The organism is Nonomuraea sp. NPDC003707 (assembly GCF_053587055.1).
This window is the reverse complement of record NZ_JBSFNK010000007.1, coordinates 281,615-305,891: the sequence shown is the minus strand read 5'-3', so window position 1 is coordinate 305,891 and position 24,277 is coordinate 281,615. Positions and strand designations below refer to the sequence as shown.

At 73.0% G+C, this 24,277-nt stretch carries 25 protein-coding genes; 22 read left to right on the top strand and 3 right to left on the bottom strand.

What is annotated here, in order from left to right:
* Positions 1–22: 22 nt before the first annotated feature.
* The gene (gene hutH, locus ACWDRB_RS21025; protein WP_449896067.1) at positions 23–1,573 is read left to right on the top strand and encodes a histidine ammonia-lyase; all 1,551 of its coding nucleotides are present in this window, start codon (positions 23–25) and stop codon (positions 1,571–1,573) included.
* On the opposite strand, the gene ACWDRB_RS21020 is transcribed toward hutH, so the two are convergent.
* A complete protein-coding gene (locus ACWDRB_RS21020; RefSeq protein WP_449896065.1) occupies positions 1,570–2,727 on the bottom strand; it encodes a Rid family hydrolase in 1,158 nt (385 codons plus the stop codon). The two genes, hutH and ACWDRB_RS21020, sit on opposite strands and share 4 nt — an antisense overlap.
* 58 nt (positions 2,728–2,785) lie before the next feature.
* On the opposite strand from ACWDRB_RS21020, the gene ACWDRB_RS21015 reads away from it, so the two are divergent.
* From ACWDRB_RS21015 to ACWDRB_RS20935, 17 genes are all read left to right on the top strand, one after another.
* Positions 2,786–3,703 carry a LysR family transcriptional regulator gene (locus ACWDRB_RS21015; protein ID WP_449896063.1) on the top strand — a complete coding sequence of 306 codons (918 nt, stop codon included), beginning with the start codon at positions 2,786–2,788 and terminating at the stop codon, positions 3,701–3,703.
* The gene (locus ACWDRB_RS21010) at positions 3,670–4,698 is read left to right on the top strand and encodes a chorismate-binding protein (RefSeq protein ID WP_449896061.1); all 1,029 of its coding nucleotides are present in this window, start codon (positions 3,670–3,672) and stop codon (positions 4,696–4,698) included. Before ACWDRB_RS21015 ends, ACWDRB_RS21010 begins: the two co-directional genes overlap by 34 nt.
* Positions 4,695–5,525 (top strand): aminotransferase class IV, encoded by an 831-nt coding sequence (locus ACWDRB_RS21005; protein ID WP_350727106.1) that lies wholly within the window; start codon positions 4,695–4,697, stop codon positions 5,523–5,525. Before ACWDRB_RS21010 ends, ACWDRB_RS21005 begins: the two co-directional genes overlap by 4 nt.
* 420 nt (positions 5,526–5,945) lie before the next feature.
* The gene (locus tag ACWDRB_RS21000; protein WP_449896059.1) at positions 5,946–6,089 is read left to right on the top strand and encodes a hypothetical protein; all 144 of its coding nucleotides are present in this window, start codon (positions 5,946–5,948) and stop codon (positions 6,087–6,089) included.
* Positions 6,090–6,342: 253 nt separating this feature from the next.
* The gene (locus tag ACWDRB_RS20995) at positions 6,343–8,871 is read left to right on the top strand and encodes a hypothetical protein (RefSeq protein WP_449896057.1); all 2,529 of its coding nucleotides are present in this window, start codon (positions 6,343–6,345) and stop codon (positions 8,869–8,871) included.
* Between the two features lie 41 nt (positions 8,872–8,912).
* The gene (locus ACWDRB_RS20990; protein WP_357736056.1) at positions 8,913–9,344 is read left to right on the top strand and encodes a nuclear transport factor 2 family protein; all 432 of its coding nucleotides are present in this window, start codon (positions 8,913–8,915) and stop codon (positions 9,342–9,344) included.
* A 156-nt stretch (positions 9,345–9,500) separates the two neighbouring features.
* Complete coding sequence (gene mreB, locus ACWDRB_RS20985; RefSeq protein ID WP_449896055.1) at positions 9,501–10,724, top strand: rod shape-determining protein MreB; 1,224 nt, start codon at positions 9,501–9,503, stop codon at positions 10,722–10,724.
* Positions 10,721–11,443 (top strand): rod shape-determining protein MreC, encoded by a 723-nt coding sequence (mreC, locus tag ACWDRB_RS20980; protein ID WP_449896053.1) that lies wholly within the window; start codon positions 10,721–10,723, stop codon positions 11,441–11,443. The genes mreB and mreC overlap by 4 nt, the downstream gene beginning before the upstream one ends.
* A gap of 3 nt (positions 11,444–11,446) precedes the next feature.
* Positions 11,447–11,947, top strand: a complete 501-nt coding sequence (locus ACWDRB_RS20975; RefSeq protein WP_449896051.1) for a rod shape-determining protein MreD — start codon at positions 11,447–11,449, stop codon at positions 11,945–11,947.
* Positions 11,940–13,784, top strand: a complete 1,845-nt coding sequence (gene mrdA / locus ACWDRB_RS20970) for a penicillin-binding protein 2 (RefSeq protein ID WP_449896049.1) — start codon at positions 11,940–11,942, stop codon at positions 13,782–13,784. The genes ACWDRB_RS20975 and mrdA overlap by 8 nt, the downstream gene beginning before the upstream one ends.
* A complete protein-coding gene (gene rodA, locus ACWDRB_RS20965) occupies positions 13,781–14,902 on the top strand; it encodes a rod shape-determining protein RodA (protein ID WP_449896047.1) in 1,122 nt (373 codons plus the stop codon). Before mrdA ends, rodA begins: the two co-directional genes overlap by 4 nt.
* An 85-nt stretch (positions 14,903–14,987) precedes the next feature.
* Complete coding sequence (locus ACWDRB_RS20960; protein ID WP_363972241.1) at positions 14,988–15,725, top strand: IclR family transcriptional regulator; 738 nt, start codon at positions 14,988–14,990, stop codon at positions 15,723–15,725.
* A gap of 41 nt (positions 15,726–15,766) precedes the next feature.
* Entirely contained in the window at positions 15,767–16,339 is a 573-nt protein-coding gene (locus ACWDRB_RS20955; RefSeq protein ID WP_397371811.1) for a DUF4291 domain-containing protein, read from the top strand.
* Positions 16,336–16,992 carry an epimerase gene (locus ACWDRB_RS20950; protein ID WP_449896044.1) on the top strand — a complete coding sequence of 219 codons (657 nt, stop codon included), beginning with the start codon at positions 16,336–16,338 and terminating at the stop codon, positions 16,990–16,992. The genes ACWDRB_RS20955 and ACWDRB_RS20950 overlap by 4 nt, the downstream gene beginning before the upstream one ends.
* 176 nt (positions 16,993–17,168) lie before the next feature.
* The gene (locus ACWDRB_RS20945; protein ID WP_449896042.1) at positions 17,169–18,242 is read left to right on the top strand and encodes an LLM class flavin-dependent oxidoreductase; all 1,074 of its coding nucleotides are present in this window, start codon (positions 17,169–17,171) and stop codon (positions 18,240–18,242) included.
* 24 nt (positions 18,243–18,266) lie between these two features.
* A complete protein-coding gene (locus ACWDRB_RS20940; protein ID WP_449896040.1) occupies positions 18,267–18,869 on the top strand; it encodes an FMN reductase in 603 nt (200 codons plus the stop codon).
* 88 nt (positions 18,870–18,957) lie between these two features.
* Complete coding sequence (locus ACWDRB_RS20935) at positions 18,958–19,722, top strand: chitosanase (RefSeq protein ID WP_350727092.1); 765 nt, start codon at positions 18,958–18,960, stop codon at positions 19,720–19,722.
* A 41-nt stretch (positions 19,723–19,763) separates the two neighbouring features.
* Here ACWDRB_RS20935 and ACWDRB_RS20930 read toward each other — a convergent pair whose 3' ends face one another.
* On the bottom strand, positions 19,764–20,675 hold the full coding sequence (locus tag ACWDRB_RS20930; protein WP_449896038.1) for a superoxide dismutase: 912 nt from the start codon (positions 20,673–20,675) through the stop codon (positions 19,764–19,766).
* 149 nt (positions 20,676–20,824) lie between these two features.
* Between ACWDRB_RS20930 and ACWDRB_RS20925 the strand changes: the two genes are divergently transcribed.
* The 4 genes from ACWDRB_RS20925 to ACWDRB_RS20910 are packed head-to-tail and all read left to right on the top strand — an operon-like array spanning position 20,825 to position 23,544.
* Positions 20,825–21,337 carry a hypothetical protein gene (locus tag ACWDRB_RS20925; protein ID WP_449896036.1) on the top strand — a complete coding sequence of 171 codons (513 nt, stop codon included), beginning with the start codon at positions 20,825–20,827 and terminating at the stop codon, positions 21,335–21,337.
* Positions 21,338–21,365: 28 nt separating this feature from the next.
* Complete coding sequence (locus tag ACWDRB_RS20920) at positions 21,366–21,971, top strand: cyclodeaminase/cyclohydrolase family protein (protein WP_449896034.1); 606 nt, start codon at positions 21,366–21,368, stop codon at positions 21,969–21,971.
* On the top strand, positions 21,968–22,795 hold the full coding sequence (locus ACWDRB_RS20915) for a bifunctional 5,10-methylenetetrahydrofolate dehydrogenase/5,10-methenyltetrahydrofolate cyclohydrolase (RefSeq protein ID WP_449896032.1): 828 nt from the start codon (positions 21,968–21,970) through the stop codon (positions 22,793–22,795). Before ACWDRB_RS20920 ends, ACWDRB_RS20915 begins: the two co-directional genes overlap by 4 nt.
* Positions 22,792–23,544, top strand: a complete 753-nt coding sequence (locus ACWDRB_RS20910) for a type 1 glutamine amidotransferase (protein ID WP_449896030.1) — start codon at positions 22,792–22,794, stop codon at positions 23,542–23,544. Before ACWDRB_RS20915 ends, ACWDRB_RS20910 begins: the two co-directional genes overlap by 4 nt.
* Here ACWDRB_RS20910 and ACWDRB_RS20905 read toward each other — a convergent pair.
* A complete protein-coding gene (locus tag ACWDRB_RS20905; RefSeq protein ID WP_449896028.1) occupies positions 23,513–24,253 on the bottom strand; it encodes a sulfite exporter TauE/SafE family protein in 741 nt (246 codons plus the stop codon). The genes ACWDRB_RS20910 and ACWDRB_RS20905 overlap by 32 nt on opposite strands.
* Positions 24,254–24,277: the final 24 nt, after the last annotated feature.

The following is a 24,277-nucleotide window of genomic DNA, read 5'->3' as shown; positions in this document are numbered from 1 at the left end:
GAGCAGCGAGAGAGAACGCCCCATGCGCGACAACGAGGTCGTGAACGTCGGCCCCGAGCCCTTGACCTTCGACGACGTCATCCGGGTGGCCCGCCACGGCGCCCCCGTACAGCTCACCGACGACGCCCTGGCCGCCATCTCGGCCGCCCGCCAGCGGGTGGACGAGCTGGCCGAGAGCCCGACGCCCGCGTACGGCATCTCGACGGGCTTCGGAGCCCTGGCCACCCGCCACATCGACCCGGCGCTGCGCGCCCAGCTCCAGCGCTCGCTGGTGCGCTCCCACGCGGCGGGCAGCGGCCCCGAGGTCGAGACCGAGGTCGTGCGCGCGCTCATGCTGCTGCGCCTGCACACGCTCGCCACCGGCCACACCGGCATCAGGCCCACCACGGCCAAGACCCTGGCCGCGCTGATCAGCGCGGGCATCACGCCGGTCGTGCACGAGTACGGCAGCCTCGGCTGCTCGGGCGACCTCGCGCCGCTGGCGCACGTCGCGCTCACGCTGATGGGCGAGGGCGTCGTACGTGACAGCTCCGGGAACCTCCAGCCCGCCGGCGAGGCACTCAAGCAGGCCCACATCGACCCCGTCGAGCTGGCCGCCAAGGAGGGCCTGGCGCTCATCAACGGCACGGACGGCATGCTCGGCATGCTCATCCTGGCCATCCACGACCTCACGGCGCTCGTCAGGACCGCCGACGTCAGCGCCGCGATGAGCGTGGAGGCGCTGCTGGGCACCGACCGGGTGTTCATGCCGGAGCTGCAGGCGCTCAGGCCGCACCCCGGCCAGGCCCTGTCCGCCGCCAACATGACCAAGGTCCTGCGCGAGTCCGGCATCATGGCCAGTCACCGCGACCCGGAGTCCTGCACCCGCGTCCAGGACGCCTACTCGCTGCGCTGCGCCCCCCAGGTCGCCGGTGCCGCCCGCGACACTATCGCGCACGCCGCCACCGTGGCCGGATGGGAGCTGGCCAGCGCCGTCGACAACCCCGCGGTGCTGGCCGACGGCCGCGTCGAGTCCAACGGCAACTTCCACGGCGCGCCGATCGGGTACGTCCTGGACTTCCTGGCCGTGGTGGCCGCCGACCTGGCCTCGATGTCGGAACGGCGTACCGACCGGTTCCTGGACGTGGCCCGCAACCACGGCCTGCCGGCGTTCCTGGCCCACGACCCCGGCGTGGACTCGGGTCACATGATCGCCCAGTACACCCAGGCGGCCATCGTCTCCGAGATGAAGCGCCTGGCCGTGCCCGCGAGCGTGGACTCGATCCCCAGCTCGGCCATGCAGGAGGACCACGTGTCCATGGGCTGGTCGGCGGCGCGCAAGCTGCGCAGGTCGGTGGACGGGCTCACCCGCGTGCTGGCGGTCGAGGTGCTCACCGCCGCCCGCGCGCTCGACCTGCGCGCCCCTTTGGAGCCCGCGCCCGCGACCGCGGCCGTCGTCAAGGCCCTGCGCGAGACCGTGCCCGCCCCCGGGCCGGACCGGTTCCTCGCGCCGGAGATCGAGTCCGCCGTACGCCTGGTCGCCGAGGGCGGCGTGGTGGCGGCGGCGGAGTCGGTCGCCGGGCCCCTGAACTAGCCAGGGAGCGCGACGATCAGGTCCACCTCCAGCAACAGCCCCGGCCGGAACAGCCTGGACACCTCCACGGTGGTGCTGGCCGGGGGCGTGCCGGTGATGTACTTCGCGCGGACCCGTCCGTAGTCGAGGAGCTGGTCCATGTCCGTCACGTACGTCCGGATGAACGCGATGTCCTCGAACGCCGCCCCCTGGTCGGCCAGGATGCGCGAGATCACCTGGAAGATGTGCTCGGACTGGGCGGCCATGGATCCTTCGCCGACGATGTTCCCCTGCTCGTCGAAGGCGGCCTGGCCGGAGACGTAGAGCATGTCGCCGACGCGTACGGCGTGCGAGTAGCGGCCGTTCGTGGCGGGGATCGTCGACAGGTTCAGCGGCACCGCACGGTGGGTGGTCCCCCCGCCGACGTGCTCGGCGATCGCCGTCAGGTCGCGCTCCCCCAGCCCGGCCGCCCGCGCCTCCTGCAGCCTGGCCCGGGCGGCGCCGGCCATGGAGGCGCCCTCCCAGGCGCCCAGCTCCAGGTCCTTGGTCGCGTGCCCCAGCGAGTAGCGGGTCTCGGCGGACGGCACGCGCAGCCGCTCCGCCAGCGTGCCCAGCGGGGTGCCCGACAGCACGTCGGCCAGCGCGCCACGGTCCACGCCGTGCGCCTCGCCGTACGCGAACGTCTCCGCCAGCAGCACCTGGGCGGGCACGATCGCGCTCATGACGGCGATCTTCATGGCCGCGCCCGAGCCCAGCGGCCCGAGCTCCCGCACCGACCCGAACACCGACAGCACCTCGCGGCAGCCCGACACGTCACCGCCGGCCAGCACGGTCAGCGTGCCGTCGGCCGCGGGGCCCACGCTGCCCAGCACCGGCGCGTCCACCAGGCCCACCTCGGCCGGCAGCAGCGCGCGCAGCTCGCGCACCGCCTCCGGGCCGATCGTGGACATCTCCACCACCGTCGCGCCGGGCCGCAGCCCCGGCAGCGCCGCCGTCAGCACCGCCCGCACCGCGGCCGGGTCGCTGAGCATGGTGATCACCAGCTCGGCCCCGTCCACCGCCTCCGCAGCGGTCACGCCGCTCCCCCGCCGCCACGTCGTCACCTTGTGCCCGGCCTGGGTCAGCCGCCGGGCCATGGGGACGCCCATGCGTCCCTGTCCGAGAAAAGCAATCATGCGCCACAGTCAACCTGGATGCGAGGTATTCCACCACCGACTAGATTGCATATCAGCCATGCGAGATCTGAATGCCTTGGACCCGGGAGCGCTGCGGCTGTTCCACGAGGTCGCCGCGAGCGGCTCCTTCACGGCCGCCGCCGAGTTGCTCGGCTACACCCAGTCGGCGGTCTCCCGCCGCGTCGCCGCGCTGGAGCGCGCCACCGGCGGGCCGCTCTTCGAGCGCCTGCCGCGCGGGGTGCGCCTGACCCCGGCGGGGAAGGCGCTGCACCGGCATGCCACGGCCGTGCTCGACCGGCTCGAACGCGCGGGCGAGGAGCTGGCCGCCATCCACACCGGCCGGGGCGGGACGCTGCGGGTGGGCGCGTTCGCCACGGCGAACGTGGATCTGGTGCCCGGCACGCTGAAACGGTTCGCCGAGCGGCGGCCCGACGTCGAGCTGCGGCTGATCGAGGGGCTGACCTCGCGGCTGATGGACCGGCTGCGCGGGGGCGCCCTCGACGTGGCCGTGATCAGCGACTACCCGGCCGGGCTGTCCGCCGAAGGCGTCCGTACGGTGCCGCTGCGCGAGGACCGGCTGCTGGTCGCGCTGCCCGGCGGCCACCGGCTGGCCGCCGAGGCCGACGTGGACCTGCGGGACCTGGCGGAGGAGACGTGGATCGAGGCCGCCCCGCGCGGCCAGCCGACCCTGCTGGTGACCGCGTGCGCGGCGGCCGGGTTCACGCCGCGCAGCGGGCTGCGGGTGGCCGAGTGGACGGGCAAGTTCGGGTTCGTCGCCGCCGGGCTCGGGGTGACGCTGGTGCCGGAGCTGGCGGCGCGGGCCGTACCGGGGGATCTGGTGCTGCGTCCGCTGCGGGGGATGGCGCCCGCGCGGAAGGTGTACGCGGCCCTGCCCGAGGTGCCGCTGCCGGCCGCGCTGGAGCTCGTCGAAATGCTGGGAGAATGGAGAATGTGTACGACGGTTTCGCCCACTTAGGCCACGTGTACGCGACCGGGTTGCGTGACGTGACCTCCGACCTGGCCGCGCTCGACGGCGAGGGCTGGTGGGCTGTCGTCGTCGACTACGAGGGCAAGGTGACGTGTGCCCGGTTCGACCGGGTGCGCGAGTCTCCCCTGCCCGCTCCAGCCCGCCCCTGGCACGGGCCCCGGCCCGACCAGTGGCGCAGTTCGCTCGATCAGGCCGCCTACGAGCGGGGCGTGCGCGCCATCCGCGGCTACATCGAGCGGGGCGAGGTCTACCAGGCGAACCTCTGCCGGATCCTGACGGCCCCCGTCCCGGCCGACGCCGACCCGCTCGCCCTGGCCGCCCGGCTGGCCGCGGGCAACCCCGCGCCGTACGCGGCCGTCATCCGGGTGCCCGGCCTGAGCGTGGTGTCCGCATCGCCCGAGCTCTACCTGTCGCGTGACGGCGACGTGGTGGAGTCCAGGCCCATCAAGGGCACCGGCGCGACCGCGGACGACCTCCTCGAGAAGGACTACGCCGAGAACGTCATGATCGTCGACCTCGTCCGCAACGACCTCGGCAGGGTCGCGGCCGTCGGCTCGGTCGAGGTGCCGTCGCTCTGCGCCGTCGAGGAGCACCCGGGGCTCGTCCATCTCGTCTCCACCGTCCGGGCCAGACTGGCGCCGGGGGCGGGCTGGCCCGAGCTCTTCGCCGCGACTTTCCCGCCCGGATCTGTCACGGGCGCGCCCAAGTCGTCGGCTCTGCGCATCATCAACGAGCTCGAACCTGCACCCCGGGGGCCGTACTGTGGGGCTGTGGGCTGGGTCGACGCCGACCGCCGCCGGGCGGCGCTGGCCGTGGGCATCAGAACATTCTGGATCTCGCCGTTGGCTCACGGCAAAGGCGAGCTCCGATTCGGCACGGGAGCGGGCATCACCTGGGGCAGCGACCCCAGGCGCGAATGGCTCGAGACCGAGCTCAAAGCAGCCAGGCTCATCGCACTGGCATCCACAGGAGGAACTACATGAACATCCCTGTCTGGGTCAACGGCGAGCTGATCGACCCCGCGCAGGCCACCGTATCGGTGTTCGACCACGGACTCATGGTCGGCGACGGCGTCTTCGAGACCATCAAGATCGTGAACGGCCGGTCGTTCGCGCTCACCCGGCACCTCGACCGGCTCACGCTCTCCGCCCAGCGCATGGACCTGCCCGAGCCCGACGTCGACGCCATCGCCGACGGCATCGGCAAGCTCCTGGCCGTCGCGCCCGCGTGGGCGCTCGGCCGCATCCGCGTCACCTACACCAGCGGCCCCGGCCCCCTCGGCTCCGACCGCGGCGACCAGGGCACCACCTCCGTCGTCATCGTGGACGAGCAGAAGCCGTTCCCGGCCACCGCCAACGTCACCGTCGTCCCCTGGCCCCGCAACGAGCGCGGCGCCCTGTCCGGGGTCAAGAGCACCTCGTACGGCGACAACGCCAAGGCCCTGCTGTTCGCCAAGAAGCGCGGCGGCGGCGAGGCTATCTTCGGCAACCTGGCGGGCGACCTCTGCGAGGGCACCGGCTCCAACATCTTCATCGTCCGCGACGGCCGCCTGCTCACCCCCACCCTCGAGGCCGGCCCCCTGGCCGGGGTGACCAGGGCGCTGGTGCTCGAATGGTGCGGCGGGGAGGAGACCGACGTGCCGCTGTCGGCGCTGTACGAGGCCGAGGAGGCGTTCCTGACCTCGACGACCCGCGACATCCAGCCGATCAGGCTCGTCGACGACACCGAGTTGCCGATCGCTCCCGGCCCGATCACCACCAAGGCCATGCGGATCTTCGCCGAGCGTTCCGCCGCCGACCTCAACCCGTAGGCCGCCAGGGGCGGGGCGGCCGCTTCCTCCTGCCGCTGCTTCTCCTGCGCCGCCTGCCGGCTCGCCACAGAGGGGCAGAGCGAGGCCAGCGCCGGCAGCAGCGACGCATGGGGCGCGTCCCGTACGGCGGGCTCGACCGTGCCGCGGCCGAATCCGGCGCAGTCGAGCTCGCTGTCGGCGCTCACCTTGCCCGGGGGGACGGACCCGACCGTGACCAGGAGGGTCGCCGTCACCGTCAGGACCACGGCGGCCGCGCGGACGAGGCGGCCCCGCCGGACGAACGCGCGCCGGGGAGGGCGCGCCGCGAGCAGGACCAGGATCGGGGGCACCAGGACATAGAGGTCCATAGGCCCTACGGCACGGCATCGCGGGTTGAGGGCGTACATGAGGTGCTGCAGGAGGCTCGGGAGGAGCAGGGCGGTGGCCGCGGAGCGGGCGACGATCCGGCCGAGCCGGTCACGCCCCTTCCGCAGGCTCGCGTACCAGCCCGCGAAGCCGAGGACGATCATCGGTGCGCCGCCGTACGAGAAGAGCGGGAAGTCCCGCAGCGCGCTGTCCCAGTAGCGGACGGACAGGCCGATCCGGCACGAATACAGGGTCACGAACCCCTACACGCCCGTGGCGTCCTCGGGTTCGGACAGGAGCGCGTCGACCCGGAACAGGACGCCGGGCAGCACCGCGAGCAGCAACGCCGACGCCCAGAGAGCCGATGATCGTCGGGACACGACAGCGAACACTAGCGGGTGGCGCTCACCGGTGAGACACTTCCCCGTCACCGGGCGGCGGCATCCGACCCGGCTCGGGCAGAGGACGAGGTGTGGCGAAGACGACCCGTATCTTCCTGCTCGCGGCCGTGGTCTGCGCGCTCGCCGTCTCCGGCGGGTGCGCCCTGCCGCCCGTGGGCGGATTCCCGCTCGGCCGGGCCTTCGGCGGCGTCCTGGTCTTCCCCGGGACGGGCGGGGGCACGGTGGCGGTGCTGGTGGCCTTCTCGGTCGCGCTGACCGGCTGGGCATATCTCGCGTTCCGGTGGGCCGGGTTCGGCGGGTCGCGGCTGGGGGTGCTGGTCTGCTGGGGGCTCGCCGGCGGTCCCGCGGGGGTGCTGGCCGTGCTGATGTGGGCGCGGCTGCGAGGCGTGCCCTTTCGGGAGCACCTGACGTACGCCGCCTCGTGGGGGATAGCGACGGCGCTGCTCTCCGCTCTGCTGGTGCTGGCCGTCACCCGGGCGGCGCCCGCCGGGCCCGCGAAGCAGGGCACGTCGGCGTTCCGGCCGCGTGGCTGGGTGCTGCCGGGCCTGGTGGCGGGGTGGTCGGTGGTGTGGAGCGCCTTCCTCGGGCGGCAGGAGCTGCTCGCCTGGCTGCCGCTCTCGCTGAACTACTTCGACCAGGTGGCCGTGGTACTCGCCGCCGTCGCGGCCGGGTCGCTGGAGGGCGCGCTGCGGCGGCGATTACCGGTCGAGGGGCGGCCGGGGCGGGCGTTCGTCCTGGCGTGGATCGCGCTGACCGCCGCCCCGGTCGTGTACGCGGCCGTGGTCGCCATCGACCGCGGCATGCGGGAGCTGCTGCTCGCCGACCCGCTGGACTGGGCCTGGGCGGCGGAGTACCTCCGCGACCTCGGAGCGGCGCTGATCGCCCACCCCGCCCAGGTGGCCGTGCCCCCGTTGCTGCTCGCGGCGGCCGCCATCGGGATCCAGGCGGTCGTTCCGGCCAGGGAGCGCCCGGCCGCGGCGCCCGATCCCGTGCGGCCCGATCGGCGGTGGAGCCTGCTGGTGGCCGGGGCGGCGCTCGCGCTGACGTACTTCTGCCTGGCCGTCACCTCGAGGTTCCCGCTGCTGACACGGCGGACGTTCGACGAGGGGACGCCCGCGCCGCTGCGGGCGCTCGCGCTGCTCGCCCCGCCCGATCCGGCGCTGGGCGGGACCGTGGTGGTGTGGGTGTGGGCGGTAGTGGCCGTGTTCGGGGTGACGGCGGCGGTACTGGTGTACGTCGCGATCCGGGGGCAGCTCGTACGGCTTTTCCCCGCCTCTGACTACCTGCTGCTGACGGGCGCGCTCGCACTGGCCACCGCGCTGGCCTGGAACCTCGGCAGCGTGATCGGCCACGCGGTCACCGGCGAGCGGCCGCTGGACGTCGCGCCCGCCCGGGAGGCCGCCGCGTTCACCGGGTTCGTGGTGCCGGTGTTCGGGGCGCTGCTGTTCATCGTGCATTCGCAGGTCGGCCTGACCAGGTTCGTGCGCATTGTCGAGCTGGCGGGCGAGGAGGGCTGGGCCAAGCTGCGTGAGCGGTACCGGGCCTGGAAGGAGCAGGTGCGCCCGCACGTGCCGAGCCGCCGGGAGCGCGGCCTGGCCGCGGCTCGGGCGGGCGGGGCGGCGCTGGTGATCGCCGTGGTGGCGGGGGCGTTCCAGGGGTTCGGCGTGGGACCGCCCGTGGGGCGGGCCGACGCGCCGTTCCTGGCGGTGCCGGTGCTGTGCGTGACCCGGCCGCCGCTGGAGAACCTGACCGGCGCGCTCTACGTGCTGCTCCTCGCCGGGCTGGTCTACCTCGGCTTCGCCCGGCTGAACACGAAGGAGCGCCGCGCGGCCCCGTTGCCGGCCGTCTGGGGGCTGTCTGTGCTCGCCGGCGGGCTGGCCGGCCTGTTCGACCCGGTCACCGGGCTGCAGACGGGCCTCGTCGCCGGGCCGCTCGTGGCCGCGGCGCTGGTGGTGCCGCTGCGGCGGAAGATCCTCCTGTACGGCGCGGCGCTGCTGGTGCTCGTGGCGGCGGCGCCGGCCGTGCAGGGCGGCCCGGCCCGCGAGCGGGTCACGATCGGCCCTGTCGCCTGGCGGGAGCAGCGCCCGAGGCTCACGATCGACGTCTCCTACCCGCGGGCCCAGGGCGCCGACGCGGCGCGGATCAACGCGGCGCTCGCCGAGCCCGTACGCGAGGCCGTCGAACGCACGTCGCGAAGCCTGCGGGCCGATCCCGCGGCCACCGGGCTCGTCACGGCCGCGTACGTCGTCGTGCGTAACGACGCCGACGTGATCTCCGTCCGCTACATGATGGCGGGGGACGCCGGGCGGGCCGTCAACTACGACCGGGCCCTGGGCCGGGCACTCGCCGTACAGGAGATCTTCACCCCGGCCGTGCTCACCCCGGCGGGCCGTCGGCGGCTGGCCGGGGCGCTGCGCCCCCTCATGCCGCCGCCGCAGAACCCGCGCACCGTGAGCGTGGACAACGAGCGCGTGCTGGTCAACCTGGCCACGGGCGGCGCCGTGGAGTTCACGTTCGGCCGCGGCTACTTCTGCGCGGCCTGCGAGCCGTTCACCGTACGGGCCTCACGCGAGCGGCTGGCCGGGCTGCTGCGCCGCTGAATGATCTGGCCAACGAGCGCGCACAGCGCGACGATCACCTCATGGACACGCAGGAGATCGCCGATCGACTCGAAATCACCGGACTGCTGGCCCGCTACACCCGCGCCATCGACTCCGGCCAGTGGGACCTGCTCGACGAGGTGTTCAGCCCGGACGCGGTGATCGACTACCGCGCCACCGGCGGCATCAGGGGCACCCGGGACGAGGTCAAGGCCTGGCTCGCCGAGGTGCTGCCGCACTGGCCGGGGCGGCTGCACCTCATCGGGGCCCCGACCATCGACTTCCAGGACGGCGAGGCGCGCGTGAGCGCCCCCTTCACCGACACCCTCGCCCCCACCAGGGACATGGTCACCGCGGACACCGAGGGCTTCCTGCACGGCGGCGGCTGGTACCACCATCGCCTGCGGCGCACCTCCGGCGGGTGGCGCAGCGTCGAGCTGGTCGAGGAGCAGGCCTGGCGCACCGCCCGCTGATCCGGTTCCCGTGCTCGCCACCCGGCCCGGCACACCGGCTGAGCTGCGGGGACGGGGGCCGATACAGAGTTAAGACGTTTGTGGTCAAAACCGTCAGGGCAGCGCGAGTGCGGGCAGCAGTCCCCCTGCCCTTCCGGTCGAAAGGCTGTGCGGCACATGGCATTCGCATTGGGTCTTCTCGGTCACGACATAGCCGTCGATCTCGGTACGGCCAACACTCTCGTCTACGTCCGCAGGAAGGGCATCGTCCTGAACGAGCCCTCCGTCATCGCGATCAACCTGCACAAGAACACCGTCGTGGCCGTGGGCAGGGCGGCCAAGCGGATGATGGGCCGTACTCCCCCGCACATCGCCACGATCAGGCCGCTCAAGGACGGCGTGATCGCGGATCTGGACGCGGCCGAGCGGATGCTGCGGATGTTCATCCAGAGGGCGCACCCGAGCAGGTTCCTGGCCAAGCCGCGCATCGTCGTGGCGGTCCCGAGCGGCACCACCTCCATCGAGCAGCGGGCGGTCAAGGAGGCCGCCTACGAGGCGGGCGCGCGCCGGGTGCACATCATCGAGGAGCCGATGGCCGCGGCGATCGGCGCCGGGCTGAAGGTCGGCGAGGCCACCGGCAACATGGTGGTCGACATCGGCGGCGGCACCACGGAGGTCGCCATCGTCTCCATGAGCGGCGTCGTGGTCGCGAAGTCGCTGCGGGTGGGCGGCGACGAGCTGGACGAGGCGATCATCACCCACACCAAGAAGGAGCACGCGCTGCTGCTGGGCGAGCGCACGGCCGAACGGCTGAAGATCGACCTGGGCATGGTCAGGGCCGCTCCCGTGCACGACGCCGACCCCGTCCCCGGCAGGCACCGGGTCGGCGTCCCCCTCGCCGACGGGCAGGGTACGGCGGTCATCGTGGAGGAGGCGAAGCCGGAGCCGCCGCCCGCCCCGCACCGCTGGAACCCGTTCAGGTCCAGGACCAGGCAGCTCGACGCGGCGTCCGCGACCGGGCCACGGCAGCTCGATCCGAAGACCTCGGCCCCGGTACGCGGCCGCGACCTGGTCAGCGGGCTGCCGAAGACCACCACCATCACCTCCGAGCAGATCAGCGAGGCCATCGAGGACCAGGTCCAGGCCATCATCGACGCCGTGCAGGCCACGCTCGACCAGTGCCCGGCCGAACTCGCGGGCGACCTGCTGGACAACGGGATCGTGCTGACCGGCGGCGGCGCCCTGTTACGCGGCCTGGCCGACCGGATGAGCGCGGCCACCGGCATGCCGATCCGGGTCGTGGACAAGCCGCTCTACTCGGTGGCGCTGGGCGCGGGCCGCTGCGTCGAACGTTTCCAGGCCATGCGTGACGTGCTGCTGCCCGATCGGTCCCGTCGGTGAAGCGGGCGTTCGTCCTGCTCGTGCTCGCCGCCGCCGTCCTGACCGTCGTGATCGACCGTACGCTGACGCCCCTGGCCCCGCTGCGTGCGGCGGGATCGGCCGTGTTCGGCACGCTGGAGAACGCGATCGGCGCGGTCACCAGATCCGTCGGCGGCGAGCAGCGGGTGCGGTTGCTGGAGCGCGAGAACGCGCAGCTGCGGGCCGACCTGCTGGCGGCCCGGCAACGGCCCGGGGCGAGCGCGCGGGGCGTGGCCGCCCACGTGGTGGGGTTCGGGCAGGGGCAGCGGGTCACCATCGACGCCGGGACCGGAGCGGGCGTCGTGCGCGACGTGACGGTGCTGAACGCCGACGGACTGGTCGGCAAGGTCACCTGGGCGGGCCCGGCGACGGCCACGGTGTCGCTGATCACGGACGCGGGGTCGTCCGTGGGCGCGCGAATGGCGGGCTCGGGCCAGCTCGGCCTGGTCACGGGCGTGCCGGGTGAGGGGAGCCTGCGGCTGAGCCTGTTCGACCCGGACGCGCCCGTGAAGGTGGGCGACCGGGTGGTGACGCTCGGCTCGGCGGGCGGGCGGCCGTACGTGGCCGGGCTGGCCATCGGCACGGTCAGCGCGATCGAGAAGGTCTCGGGCGCGGCCACCCGCACGGCGCTGGTGCGGCCCGCGGCCCGCCTGTCCGCGCTCGACCTCGTCTCGGTCGTCGTCCCCGACCCGGGACGGTGAGCCATGGGGCTGGTGGTGTTGGTGTTCGCGGCTCCGCTGCTGCAGGTGCTGCTGGTCAACCGGTCGCCCTGGGGCGGTCCTGACCTGGTGACGCTGGCCGTGGTGTGGCTGGCGCTGGCCCGGGGGCCGGTGTGGGGGTGCGTGGCGGGGCTGGTGGCCGGGCTGGCCGCCGACGTGACGCCGCCCGCCGACGGCACGGTGGGCCGGACGGCGCTGGTGCTGTCGATCGTGGGCCTGCTGGTCGGCCACTGGCGCGAGGGCAGGCCGTTCCCGGTGGCCGCGGCGGGCGCCGCCATGGGCGTCCTGCTGCAGGCCACGGCCGCCGTGGCGCTCGGGGACGCCTCTTGGACGGGGGTCGTCCCCGAGCTGCCACGGACGCTGGGCTGGACGGTGGCGCTCGGCGCGGCGGTGGGTGCGGCGGTCGGCGTGGCGCGGGCGCGGCGCAGGCCGAGGGACCCCTGGCCGGTGCCCGGCCGTTCGGCGGCGGAGCCGCGCCGTGTCTAGGGCCAGGCTGTTCGTGCTGCGGCTGGTCGTCGCGGCGATGATGCTCACGCTGGTGGGGCGGCTGTGGCAGCTGCAGGTGGCCGGCGGCGCGCGCTACGCGCAGGCGGCGGCCGAGGTGCGGATCAGGACCGTGTCGCTGCCGCCGACGAGGGGCCAGATCCTCGACGTGGCCGGACGGCCGCTGGTGACGAACAACACCAGGCCGGTGGTGACGGTGGACGCCGTCGAGCTGGCCCACCAGCCCGACGGCGGCGCGGCGGTGCTCACCCGGCTGGGGAAGGCGCTGCGGCAGCCGTACCGGCAGCTGGCGGAGAAGGTGCGGCCGTGCGGGCCGCGGGTGGCGCAGCCGTGCTGGCAGGGCTCGCCGTACGAGCCGATCCCCGTCGCCGAGGGCGTCACGGCGCTGCGGATCAGCGAGCGGCAGCAGGACTTCCCGGGGGTGCGCACGGAGCTGCGGCCCGTCCGGGTCTACCCGCTCGGCGCGGCGGCGGCGCACACGCTCGGGTACGTGCAGGGCGCCAAGGGCCGCGACGGCCTCGAAGGCGTGTACGACAAGGAGCTGGCCGGCAGGGCGGGACGGCGGGAGGTGGCCGTGGACAACACCGGCCGGGTCACCCGGGTCATCCGCCTGGACCCGCCCGTTCCCGGCGACACGCTCGTGACCAGCATCGACTCCCGCATCCAGACCATCGCCGAGCAGGCGCTGAGCCGGGCCCTGTCGAGCAGCGGCGGTTCGTCGGGCGCGGCGGTGGTGATGGAGTCGGAGACCGGGCGGGTGGTGGCGCTGGCGGGGCGGCCCTCGTACGACCCGGCCGTGTGGACCGACGGCGTGACGGCCCGCGAGTACAAGGCGCTGCCGCTGCTGTCGCGGGCCGTGCAGGGCGAGTGGGCGCCGGGCTCCACCTGGAAGGTCGCCTCGGTGGCCGCCGCCGCGGCCGCCGGGTACGGGCTCGGCGCCACGTACGACTGCCCGAGTGGCTACACCGTCGGCAACCGCCTGTTCAGGAACTTCGCGAGCGCGGACCTCGGCCGGATGACCATGCGCGAGGCGCTGGTGGAGTCGTGCGACACGATCTTCTACCGGCTCGCCGACCAGCTCTGGGAGCGCGGGTCGGACGTCATGCAGAGGTCCGCCCGCGGGTTCGGGTTCGGCCGGCCGACGGGCGTCGACCTGCCGGGCGAGGCGGCGGGCGCGGTGCCCGACCCGGCGTCGAAGAAGGCGTACTGGCAGGCGACGCGCGAGGAGAGCTGCCGGCGCGCGGTCAAGGGCTACCCGGAGCTGGCCGACCGGAGGCGGGCCGCGTACCTGACGGCCGTCGCCGGGGAGAACTGCCGGGGCGGCGGCGTGTGGCGGGGCGGCGACGCGGCCAACTTCGCCATCGGGCAGGGCGGCGTGCTGGTGACGCCGCTGCAGCTGGCGCGGGCGTACGCGGCCGTCGCCAACGGCGGCACGCTGTACAGCCCGCGCGTGGGCCTGCGGATCGTGCGGCCCGACGGGAGCACCGTGCGGACGATCCAGCCGCCGGTGGCGGGGCGGCTGCCGGCCTCCGGCGAGACGCTGCGGTTCATCAGGCAGGCGCTGAGCCAGGTGCCCCGGTCGGGGACGGCTCGGGGTGCCTTCGAGAAGTTCCCGTTCGACCGGATCGCGGTGGCCGGGAAGACCGGCACGGCGGAGTCGTTCGGGCGGCGGGACACCTCCTGGTTCGCCTCTTTCGCCCCCGATCCGGCCTACACCGTGGTGGTCGTGCTGTCGGAGGGCGGCCGGGGCGCGGAGGGCGCGGCGCCGGCCGCCCGGAACATCTGGGAGGGCATCCTGGGGCTGAGGGAGAGGCGATGAGGTCGCGTTTGGTGTGGGCGCCGACGCTGGCCGCGCCCGATCGGATCCTGACGCTGCTGGCGCTGGCCCTTTCGGCGGTGGGCCTGCTGCTGGTGTGGTCGGCCACGCGGATGGAGGGCGACTACTCGCTGCTGGTGCGGCAGGCGGTCAGCGTCGGGCTCGGGCTGGTGCTCATGTGGCTGGTCTCGCGGGTCGACCTGCGGGTGCTGCGGGCGTACGTGCCGGTGGTGTACGTGCTGGCCTTGGTCTCGCTGGCGGGCGTGCTGACCCCGCTGGGCGTGCGGGTGAACGGGGCGCACTCGTGGATCGCGCCGGCCCCGGGGGTGCAGTTCCAGCCGTCGGAGTTCGCGAAGGTGGCGCTGGCGCTGGCCTTCGCGGTGCCGCTCGGCGAGCTGCGCGACGGGCAGCGACGGCCCGGGTTCGGCGGGGTGGTGCTGGCGCTGGTGCTGGCCGCGGTGCCGATCGGGCTGATCGCGCTGCAGCCGGACCTGGGGACGATGCTGGTGTTCGCAGCCATGGTGACCGGGGCGCTGCTGGTGTCGGGGGCGCCCAAGCGGTGGTTGCTGGTGCTCTTCGCCGGGGCGGTGGGGGCGGGCGCGGCGGCCTGGAAGCTGGGGCTGGTGCGGCCGTACCAGATCGAACGGCTGCTCGTGCTGGCCGACCCCGCGTCCGACCCGGGCGGCGTGGGGTACAACGCCGCCCAGGCGCGCATCGCCATCGGGTCGGGCGGCCTCTACGGCAAGGGGCTGTTCAACGGCGAACAGACCGCCGGGCACTTCGTACCCGAGCAGCACACGGACTTCATCTTCACCGTCGCGGGCGAGGAGCTCGGGTTCGTCGGCGCGGCGCTCATCGTGCTGTGCGTGGGCGCGCTGCTGTGGCGCGGGCTGGCCATCGCCCGGCGCGGCGACTCCCCTTACGGGACCGTGCTGGCCGGTGCGCTGGTGTCGTGGATCGCGTTCCAGACGTTCGTGAACGTGGGCATGACCGTGGGCCTCGTGCCGATCGTGGGCGTGCCGCTGCCGTTCGTCTCCTACGGCGGCTCGGCCACGGTCGCCGGGCTGGTGGCCATCGGGCTGCTCCAGGCCGTGCACCGGACCAGGGCCATGGAGCCGTAGCGGGAGCCGTCACGGCCGCCGAACGGCTGCAAGCTCGGTCCTTCTCGTAAGGGCGGAGAAGCCGACGCGGCGGCATGCTATATGGATGACCGGGGAAGAACCCAGCGACCTGATCCGCAGCGTCTCCCGCGCGCTCCGCGTGCTGGAAGAGGTCTCGCGTGCCGACCGGCCGCTGTCGGTCAAGGTCATCGCCCGCCGATGTGGCCTGAACCTGTCCACGTCGTACCACCTCGTCCGAACCCTGTGCTACGAGGGCTACCTGCACCGGCTGCCCGACGGCGACTACCTGCCGGGCTCGCAGGTGGCCGAGCGGTTCCACGAGATGCTGGAGTCGTTCGAGCGGCCGCCGCGCGCCTCGGAGGTGCTGCGGCACCTGGCCGACGCCTCCGGCCACACCGCCTACCTGGCCCAGCTCGCCGACGATCGCCTGATGGTGGTGGAGGTGGCGGAGGGGCCACGCTCGCCGTGGCTGGAGGACCTGCAGGCGGGCCTGGAGACGGCGCCGCACGCCACCGCGCTCGGCAAGGCGCTGCTGCTGTCCCTCCCGCCGCATGTCCGGCGCGGCGTGCTCACCGGGCACGGCATGCAGCGCTTCACCTCCGTGACCCCTTCGAGCGTGGAGGAGCTGGAGGAAGAGCTGGCGGGGCTGCGGCCCGGGCAGGTGGTGGAGGAGCACGGGCAGTTCAGGGAGGACGTGGCGTGCGCGAGCGCGGTCGTGCCCGGGACGCAGTGGGCGATCGGCATCTCGGCCCGCGGCCTGACCGTCCCGACGCCCGCCACCGCCCACCTGGCGCTCGCGGTCCGGGATCTGGCGGGGCCATAATCCGTTGCCCTCCGGTGCGGCTCTTCGCCAGGCTGGGCCGCATGAACATGCCCTACCGGCAGATCCGGGCCGCCTACACCGAGGAGTCGATCACCGTCTACCAGGCCTACGATGCCGCCATCGCCGGGCCCGCCGTGGCGGCGCAGCGGTTCGTGGCGCCGTTCAAGCGCGAGCGGATGACGTGGATCAAGCCGTCGTTCCTGTGGATGATGTACCGGTGCGGGTGGGCGACCAAGCCCGGCCAGGAGCGGGTGCTGGCCATTTCGCTGTCGCGGGAGGGGTTCGAGTGGGCGCTGGCGCACTCGTGCCTGAGCCATGACGACCGCCGCCCCGGGTGGTCGGACCGGATGCGGCGCAGCCCGGTGCGGATCCAGTGGGATCCCGAGCGCGGGGTGCGGCACCAGGCGCTGCCGTACCGGTCGATCCAGGTCGGGCTGTCCGGCGAGGCCGTGCGGCGCTACGTCGACGAGTGGACGCTGGCGATCACCGACATCACCGACCGGGTACGGGAGGTGCGCGCGGCGGTCGTGGCGCGTGCGGACGTGAGCGGCCTGCTGCCCGCGGAGCAGCCCTATCCCCTGCCCGACGAGATCCGAGAGACAATCGGAGCATGAGGGTGATCCTGTTCGGGGCGACCGGGATGATCGGGCGCGGGGTGCTCAGGGAATGCCTGCTCGACGACCGGGTGGACGCCGTGCTCACCGTCGGGCGCGCCCCGACGGGGGTCGTCCACGGCAAGCTGCGCGAGATCACCCACCGCGACCTGCTCGACCTCGCCCCGATCGAGGCCGAGCTGGCCGGCTACGACGCCTGCTTCTTCTGCCTCGGGGTCTCGTCGGCGGGCATGAGCGAGCCGGACTACCGGCGGATCACCTACGACGTCACCCTGTCCGCGGGCCGCACGCTGGCCCGGCTCAACCCCGGCTCGACGTTCGTGTACGTGTCGGGCGTCGGCACCGACGCCCAGGGGCGCTCGATGTGGGCCAGGGTGAAGGGCGCGACCGAGAACGCGCTGCTGGAGCTGCCCTTCGAGGCTTACATGTTCCGGCCCGGCTACATCCAGCCGATGCACGGCGTCACGTCGCGGACCCGGGTCTACCGGCTGGCCTATGTGGTGACGCGGCCGCTCTACCCGATCCTGCGGCGGCTGTTCGCGTCGGCGGTCACCACGACGGAGCGCATCGGACGGGCCATGATCGCGGTCGCCGAGCGCGGCGCGCCCAAGCGCATCCTCGGCCCGTCCGACATCAACGCGCTGGCCGCCTAGTCGCTCAGCCGCCGGGAGGCGGGCTGGGGACGTGGACCCGCGTGGTTGTCGGCCTCCAGCCTGTGGTGATCCGCCTGGAGGTTCCGCGTACTGGTGCACACCATGGTGGAATATCTCAGCGGGGTTGTGCGCTACCGTAGCCGTCAAAAGTTCACCAGTCATGGATGGTGACTAAAGTGCAGTTCGGAATCTTCAGTGTGGGCGACGTCACCACTGACCCCACCACGGACAGGACGCCGACGGAGCACGAGCGGATCAAGGCGATGGTGGCGATCGCGCTCAAGGCCGAGGAGGTCGGGCTCGACGTGTTCGCGACCGGCGAGCACCACAACCCGCCCTTCGTGCCGTCCTCGCCGACCACCATGCTCGGCTACATCGCGGCCAAGACGGAGCGCCTGATCCTGTCCACCGCCACCACGTTGATCACGACCAACGACCCCGTGAAGATCGCCGAGGACTTCGCCATGCTGCAGCACCTGGCGGACGGCCGGGTGGACCTCATGCTGGGCCGGGGCAACACCGGGCCCGTCTACCCGTGGTTCGGCCAGGACATCAGGCAGGGCATCCCGCTGGCCATCGAGAACTACTCCCTGCTGCACAAGCTGTGGCACGAGGACGTCGTCGACTGGGAGGGGCGCTTCCGCACCCCGCTGCAGGGCTTCACCTCGACGCCGCGCCCGCTGGACGGGGTGCCGCCGTTCGTGTGGCACGGCTCGATCCGCAGCCCCGAGATCGCCGAGCAGGCCGCCTACTACGGCGACGGCTTCTTCGCCAACAACATCTTCTGGCCGAAGGAGCACTTCATGCGCCTGATCCACCTCTACCGCCAGCGCTACGCGCACTACGGCCACGGCACCGCGGAGCAGGCCGTCGTGGGCCTGGGCGGCCAGGTGTTCATGCGCAAGAACTCGCAGGACGCGGTGCGCGAGTTCCGCCCGTACTTCGACGTCGCCCCCGTGTACGGCCACGGGCCGTCGCTGGAGGAGTTCATGGCGGAGACGCCGCTCACCGTGGGCAGCCCGCAGCAGGTCATCGACAGGACCCTCGAGTTCAGGGACTACTTCGGCGACTACCAGCGCCAGCTGTTCCTGATGGACCACGCGGGCCTGCCGCTGAAGACCGTGCTGGAGCAGCTCGACATCCTCGGCGAGGAGGTCGTGCCGGTGCTGCGCAAGGAGTTCGCCAAGGACCGCCCCGCCGAGGTCCCGGACGGGCCCACCCACGCGGCCCGCATCCCCGCCACCGCCTGACCCATCGGAAAGGAGATCGACCAGATGAAGCTCGCCGTCGTCACGGCGGGGCTGACCCAGCCCTCCTCCAGCCGCCTGCTCGCCGACCGCCTGACGGAGGCCGTCACGCGCCAGGCGCCGGCCGAGGTACGCGTGATCGAGCTGCGCGACCTGGCCGTGGACATCGCGAACAACTTCGTGACCGGCTTCCCGAACGCCCGGCTGCGCGAGGCGATCGAGGCGGTGACGGAGGCCGACGGGCTCATCGCGGTCACGCCGATCTTCAGCGGCTCGTACAGCGGCCTGTTCAAGTCCTTCTTCGACGTGATCGACGACGGGGCGCTGGCGGGCAAGCCCGCGCTGATCGCCGCCACCGGCGGCACGGCCCGGCACTCGCTGGCGCTGGAGCACGCGCTGCGCCCGCTCTTCGCCTACCTGCGGGCCATTGTCGTCCCCACCGCCGTGTACGCGGCCTCGGAGGACTGGGGCGGCGCGGCCGACGCCTTCACCGACGGCCTCGGCCCGCGCATCGCCCGGGCCGCCGAGGAGCTGGCCGACCTGCTGCTGCACCGCAGGCCCAAGGCCGAGGCCGCGGAGGAGGTCGTCCCGTTCGAGCAGCAGCTGGCCGCGTTGCGGCCCTTGGGTTAGTTTTCACAACATGAGCCCCGTAGGTTGACTTATCGGAGTATGTTTCGTTAGGAAGCTTTCCTAACCTCCCTCTCCTCCAGGGGCTCATGTGCTGACCGCCACACTCCTGACCCTCTCCCTCGCCGTCACCGGCACCGGCCCGGCCGACCTCGACGACCCGCACAAGAAGGACATCGCCATGCAGCTGGTGTCCAGCGCGGAGAACTCCTCGCTCGACTGGAAAGCCCAGTACGGCTACATCGAGGACATCGACGACGACCGCGGCTACACGGCGGGGATCATCGGCTTCTGCTCGGGCACCGGCGACATGCTGGAGTTAGTCGAGCTCTACGCCGAGCGCAAGCCCGGCAACGTCCTCGCCAAATACCTCCCGGCCCTGCGCAAGGTGAACGGCAGCGCCTCCCACAAGGGCCTCGACCCGAACTTCACCAAGGACTGGAAGACGGCCGCCAAGGACACCGTCTTCCAGCAGGCCCAGAACGACGAGCGCGACCGCGTGTACTTCAACCCGGCCGTCAACCAGGCCAAGCAGGACGGGCTGCGCGCGCTCGGCCAGTTCGTCTACTACGACGCCATGGTCATGCACGGGCCGGGCAGTGACAAGCTGAGCTTCGGCGGCATCAGGAAGTCGGCCCTGGCCAAGGCCAAGCCGCCCGCGCAGGGCGGGAACGAGGTGACGTACCTGAACGCGTTCCTGGACGCCAGGAAGGCGGCGATGAAGGCGGAGGAGGCGCACGAGGACACGACGCGCGTGGACACGATGCAGCGCGTCTTCCTCAAGAACGGCAACCTCGACCTGAACCCGCCGCTGACCTGGAAGGTCTACGGCGACAGCTACACGATCAAGAAGTAGGGCCCGGACGGGCAGGGCGGCCCCCTGCCCGTCCAGGGCTGTCAGCGCTTGACGGCGACCACCGAGTACGGCGTGTCGGGGGCCGGGGTCGTCGTGAAGCGGGCGTTGGGCAGGTAGAGGCGCTTGCCGGAGGCGGCGACCGTCGTCGGGATGTCGAACCGCGGATCGGTCAGCCGTTTCACGACTTTTCCGGATGCGCCGTCGCGCGTCAGGCTGACGACGGCGATCGCGTTCAGGCGGTTCTGCACCGCGTACAGGGTCCGCCCCTCCAGCAGCAGGCCGTCGCCGTTGACGAGCGACTCGCCGCCCAGGTCCACCTCCGTGGTGACCCCGGAGGACGGGTCGACCTCGAACAGCTTGCCGGTGTTCGACTGGACGATCAGCAGCGACTCCCGGTCGGGGCTGGGGGCGATGCCGTTGGCGTTGTTGCCGGTCGTGTACTGGATGGCGCCGGACAGCGGGATCTTGACGGCCTCGCCGGGCAGCCCCCCGCCGCGCCCGAGCTCCAGCTTGTACAGGACGGGGTTGCGGGAGTCGGTGAAGTACGCGGCGCGCCCGGTGAGGATGACGTCGTTGACGAACGCCGGGTCGGCGGTCAGCTTGTACGACTTGACGACCTCGCCGGTACGCAGATCGATCACGCGGGCGTCGCCGCCGGCGCCTCCGGCCACGAACAGCCGCCCGCGCCCGTCGGTCTTGAGCCCGAGCGAGGGCGTGCCCGGGCCCTTGCTGATGACGGACCCCTCGCCGGTCCGCAGGTCGGCCCGGTAGATGTCACCGCTCGCCCGGGAGCCGAAGTAGGCGTACGGGCCAGGCCCGATCGCGATGCCCTCCGGCTGGAACCCGTTCGGCAGCGCGAACGTGTCGGGCTTCCCGGTGGCCTGCGCGGGCACGCCGCTGAGCAGGACCACGACGACGGTGCTGAGTGCGGTCTTCAGGATCGCGGATCTCATGCGGCCCACGATGCCCGCGCCCGCCGCCCGGGCAAAGCCTGAAGGCAGCCTTCACAGGGAGCTTTCAGCAAGGGGGGTGGGGAAGGCCACCCGCACGCCGTGGGATCGCGCGGTAGGTTGGGACGCAAGCGAACAAACGGGGTTTAGACATGTCAAACGGTGCCCGTCATGTTCTGGGAGTGGTCGCGGGGCTGCTCCTCCCTCCGATCATCGCCGCGAGCCTCTGGTACGGCATCGGCGAATATCTGCTCAGGTTCCAGTCGGCGTTCCAGCCGTCCTGGCTCGGGCTGTCCGCGATCGTGGCATCGGGGATCGCGTTCGCGTTCCTGGCCGGCTCGCGGCTGTCGCCGATCGCCTCGCTGCTCGGCGGCCTGGCGTTCACCGCCCTGGGCGTCATTCCCACAGTGGAGGTGCAGGTCGGCGTGCGGGTGCTGCCCGACCACTGGCTGCCGAACGTCATGGAGCAGGGATTCCGGACGGTGGCGGACTCGGGGGTGCTGCTGTTCTTGGGGGTGGCGCTGGTCGTCGTCTCGCTGTTCCCGTCGCGGTGGCGGTCCTCGGGGAAGCAGGCCGTCTACGAGCCCGAGTACGGGCCGGCGCCGTCGCCGTACGCGTCGTACAGCGGACCGGAGGACGCCACGCGGCCGATGCATCGGGAATGAGGGACGCGTGGCCTGACAGAATGCCGCCATGCGCGACTCAAAGATCGTCGACTTCCTGACCGAGCTGGCCGACAGAGTGCCCGCGCCGGGCGGCGGCGCCACGGCCGCCCTGCACGCGGCCCAGGGCGCCGCGCTGCTCGGCATGGTCGCCCGCTACACGACCGGAGAGAAGTACGCCGGCCAGGCCGAGACCGTCGTCGGCGTGATCGGGGAGACCGACACCCTGCGGGTCCGCGCGCTGCGGCTGGCCGAGGCGGACGCGGCGGCGTTCACCGCGGTCACGAACGCGTACCGGCTGCCCAAGGGCGAGGAGCGCAGCGCCGCCATCGCCCGGGCGCTGGCCGGCGCCGCCGAGCCGCCCGCCAGGGTGGTCGAGACCGCCACGCGGGTGATCGAGCTGTGCGAGGTGCTGCTGCCGATCTGCAACCGCAACGTCGTCACCGACGTCGCCGCCGCCGCGGAGGCCGCCCGCGCCGCGCTCACCACCGCCCGGATCAACGTCGAGGTCAACCTGTCGGGTATCAAGGACGAGCGGATACGCGAGGAGCTGAACGCCCGTGTCCACGGTGTGGACGCGGCCGTGGCCAGGGCAGACTGGGTGACCGCCGAAGTACGCGAGGAGATCAACCCGTGAGAACCCTGACCGGGAAAGAGCTGGCCGCCGCCATCAGGGCCCAGACGCAGGCCGAGGCCGCGGCGGGCCCGCAGCCGCGGCTGGCCGTGGTGGTGGCGACGGACGACGAGGCGAGCCTGTGGTACGTCAGGTCGATCGCCAAGGCGGCGGCCGGCGTGGGCATCGCCTGCGACATCGTCGATCTCGGGCCCGAGGCCGCGCCCGAGCGGATCAGCGAGACGCTGACCAAGCTCAGCGCCGACGCCAACGTCCACGGGCTCATGCTGCAGACCCCGCTCCCCGCGGGCGCCTCCGCGCAGCGGCTGGCCGCGGCCATCGACCCGCGCAAAGACGTCGACGGCGCCAACCCGCTCTCGCTGGGCCGGCTCGCCGCCGGGCTGCCCGCGTTCCCGCCCGCCACGGCTGCGGCCGTGATGGCCCTGCTCGACCACTACGAGGTGGAGCTGGAGGGCCGGCGGGCGGTGGTGGTCGGGCGCTCGACCGTGGTGGGCAAGCCGCTGGCCCACCTGCTGCTCGACCGGAACGCCACGGTGACCGTCTGCCACTCGCGCACCCGGGACCTGGCCTCGGTCACCGCTACCGCCGAGGTGCTGGTCGCGGCCGTGGGCCGCGCCGGGCTGATCGGCGCCGGGCACGTGGCGCCGGGCGCGGTGGTGATCGACGTCGGCACCAACCCCACGGACGACGGCGGGCTGGTCGGCGACGTGGACTTCGACGCGGTGTCGGAGGTCGCGGGCGCGCTCACGCCGGTCCCGGGCGGGGTCGGCCCGGTGACGACCGCGCTGCTGCTGCGCCACACGGCCAGGGCGGCGAACCTCCCGTGAACGAGCAGATCCTGATCGTCCAGAACAGCAGGAGCGGCGGCCCCAGCAGGCTGGGCGGCTGGCTGGAGGAGGCCGGGCTGAAGCTCGACGTCATCCTCGCCCACGAGGGCGCTCCCCTGCCCGGCCGCCTCGACCACGCGGCCATGATCATGCTCGGCGGCGGCTACCTGCCCGGCGAGGACGACCGGGCGCCGTGGCTGGCCGACGCCCGGCGGCTGGCGGGGCAGGCGCTGGAGGAGGGCGTGCCCTTCTTCGGCATCTGCCTGGGCGGGCAACTGCTCGCGGAGGTCGCGGGCGGCGAGGTGACCGCCGACACCGGCGCGCCGGAGAACGGCAGTCTCCCCCTCACGATCCGGCCCGAGGCCGCGGGCGATCCGCTGTTCCACGGGCTGCCGGAGGTGGTGCCCGCGATCGAGCACCACAAGGACGCGGTCACCCGGCTGCCCGGCGGGGCCGTCTGGCTGGCGGAGACGGGCGCCTGCCCGTACCAGGCGTTCCGGGTGGGCGAGCGGGCCTGGGGCGTGCAGTTCCATCCCGAGGTGCTGCCCGCGCGCATCCGCGAGTGGTCACCGGACGGGTTCGACCCCGAGGAGGTCTACGCGCGGGCGGTGGCGGACGAGCCGGTCTCCACGCCGATCTGGCATCGGGTCACCACCCGCTTCGCCACGCTCGCCACCGGGCTCTCCACTGGGCTCTCCATTGGGGCGCCCGAGGGGGTCAGCGCGCGTACGAGTCCCAGCCGAGCTTGACCGCCACCGCCAGCCCGCAGGCGGCCGCCAGGTAGCGCAGGCTGTTGCCCGGCAGCCGACGCGCGATCCTGGGCCCGATCCACCCCCCGAGCAGAAACCCGGCCGCCAGCGGCGCCGCGGCGGCCCAGTTCACCGGACCGAACAGCGCGAACCCGAGCGCGGCCACCGCGTTCGCCAGCCCGGACATCACGTTCTTCATGGCGTTCAGCTTGGCCGCCGGGTGGTCGAACATGAGGGCCAGCACGGCGAACACCATCAGCCCTCCGGCCGCGCCGAAGTACCCGGTGTAGATCGTCACGGCGAACAGCGCCACCCGCCCCAGCACGCCGTGCTCGCCATGCGCCTGCCCCGACGGCGGCCTGACCAGCAGCAGCGAGGCCATCGCGATCAGCCAGGGCGCGATCAGCTCGAACGTCCTGGCCGGGGTGACCAGCAGCAGCAACGCGCCGGTCGCGCCGCCGACCGCGGCCACGGGGCCGAGTTTGAGCACCCGGGCGCCCTCCCCGGCGAGCTCCGGCCGCGATCCGGCGGCGGCGCCGATGCCGGTGAAGACGAGGGCGACGGTGTTGGTGACGTTCGCGGTGAGCGGGGGCAGGCCGAACGCCAGGAGCGCCGGGTAGGAGACGATCGAGGCGAGGCTGACGACCGTGCTCACCACTCCGGCCGCCACCCCGGCTCCGAGCAGGCCGAGCGTTTCTCCGACGATCACCCGGTTATGTTAGTTGTTGTCCGT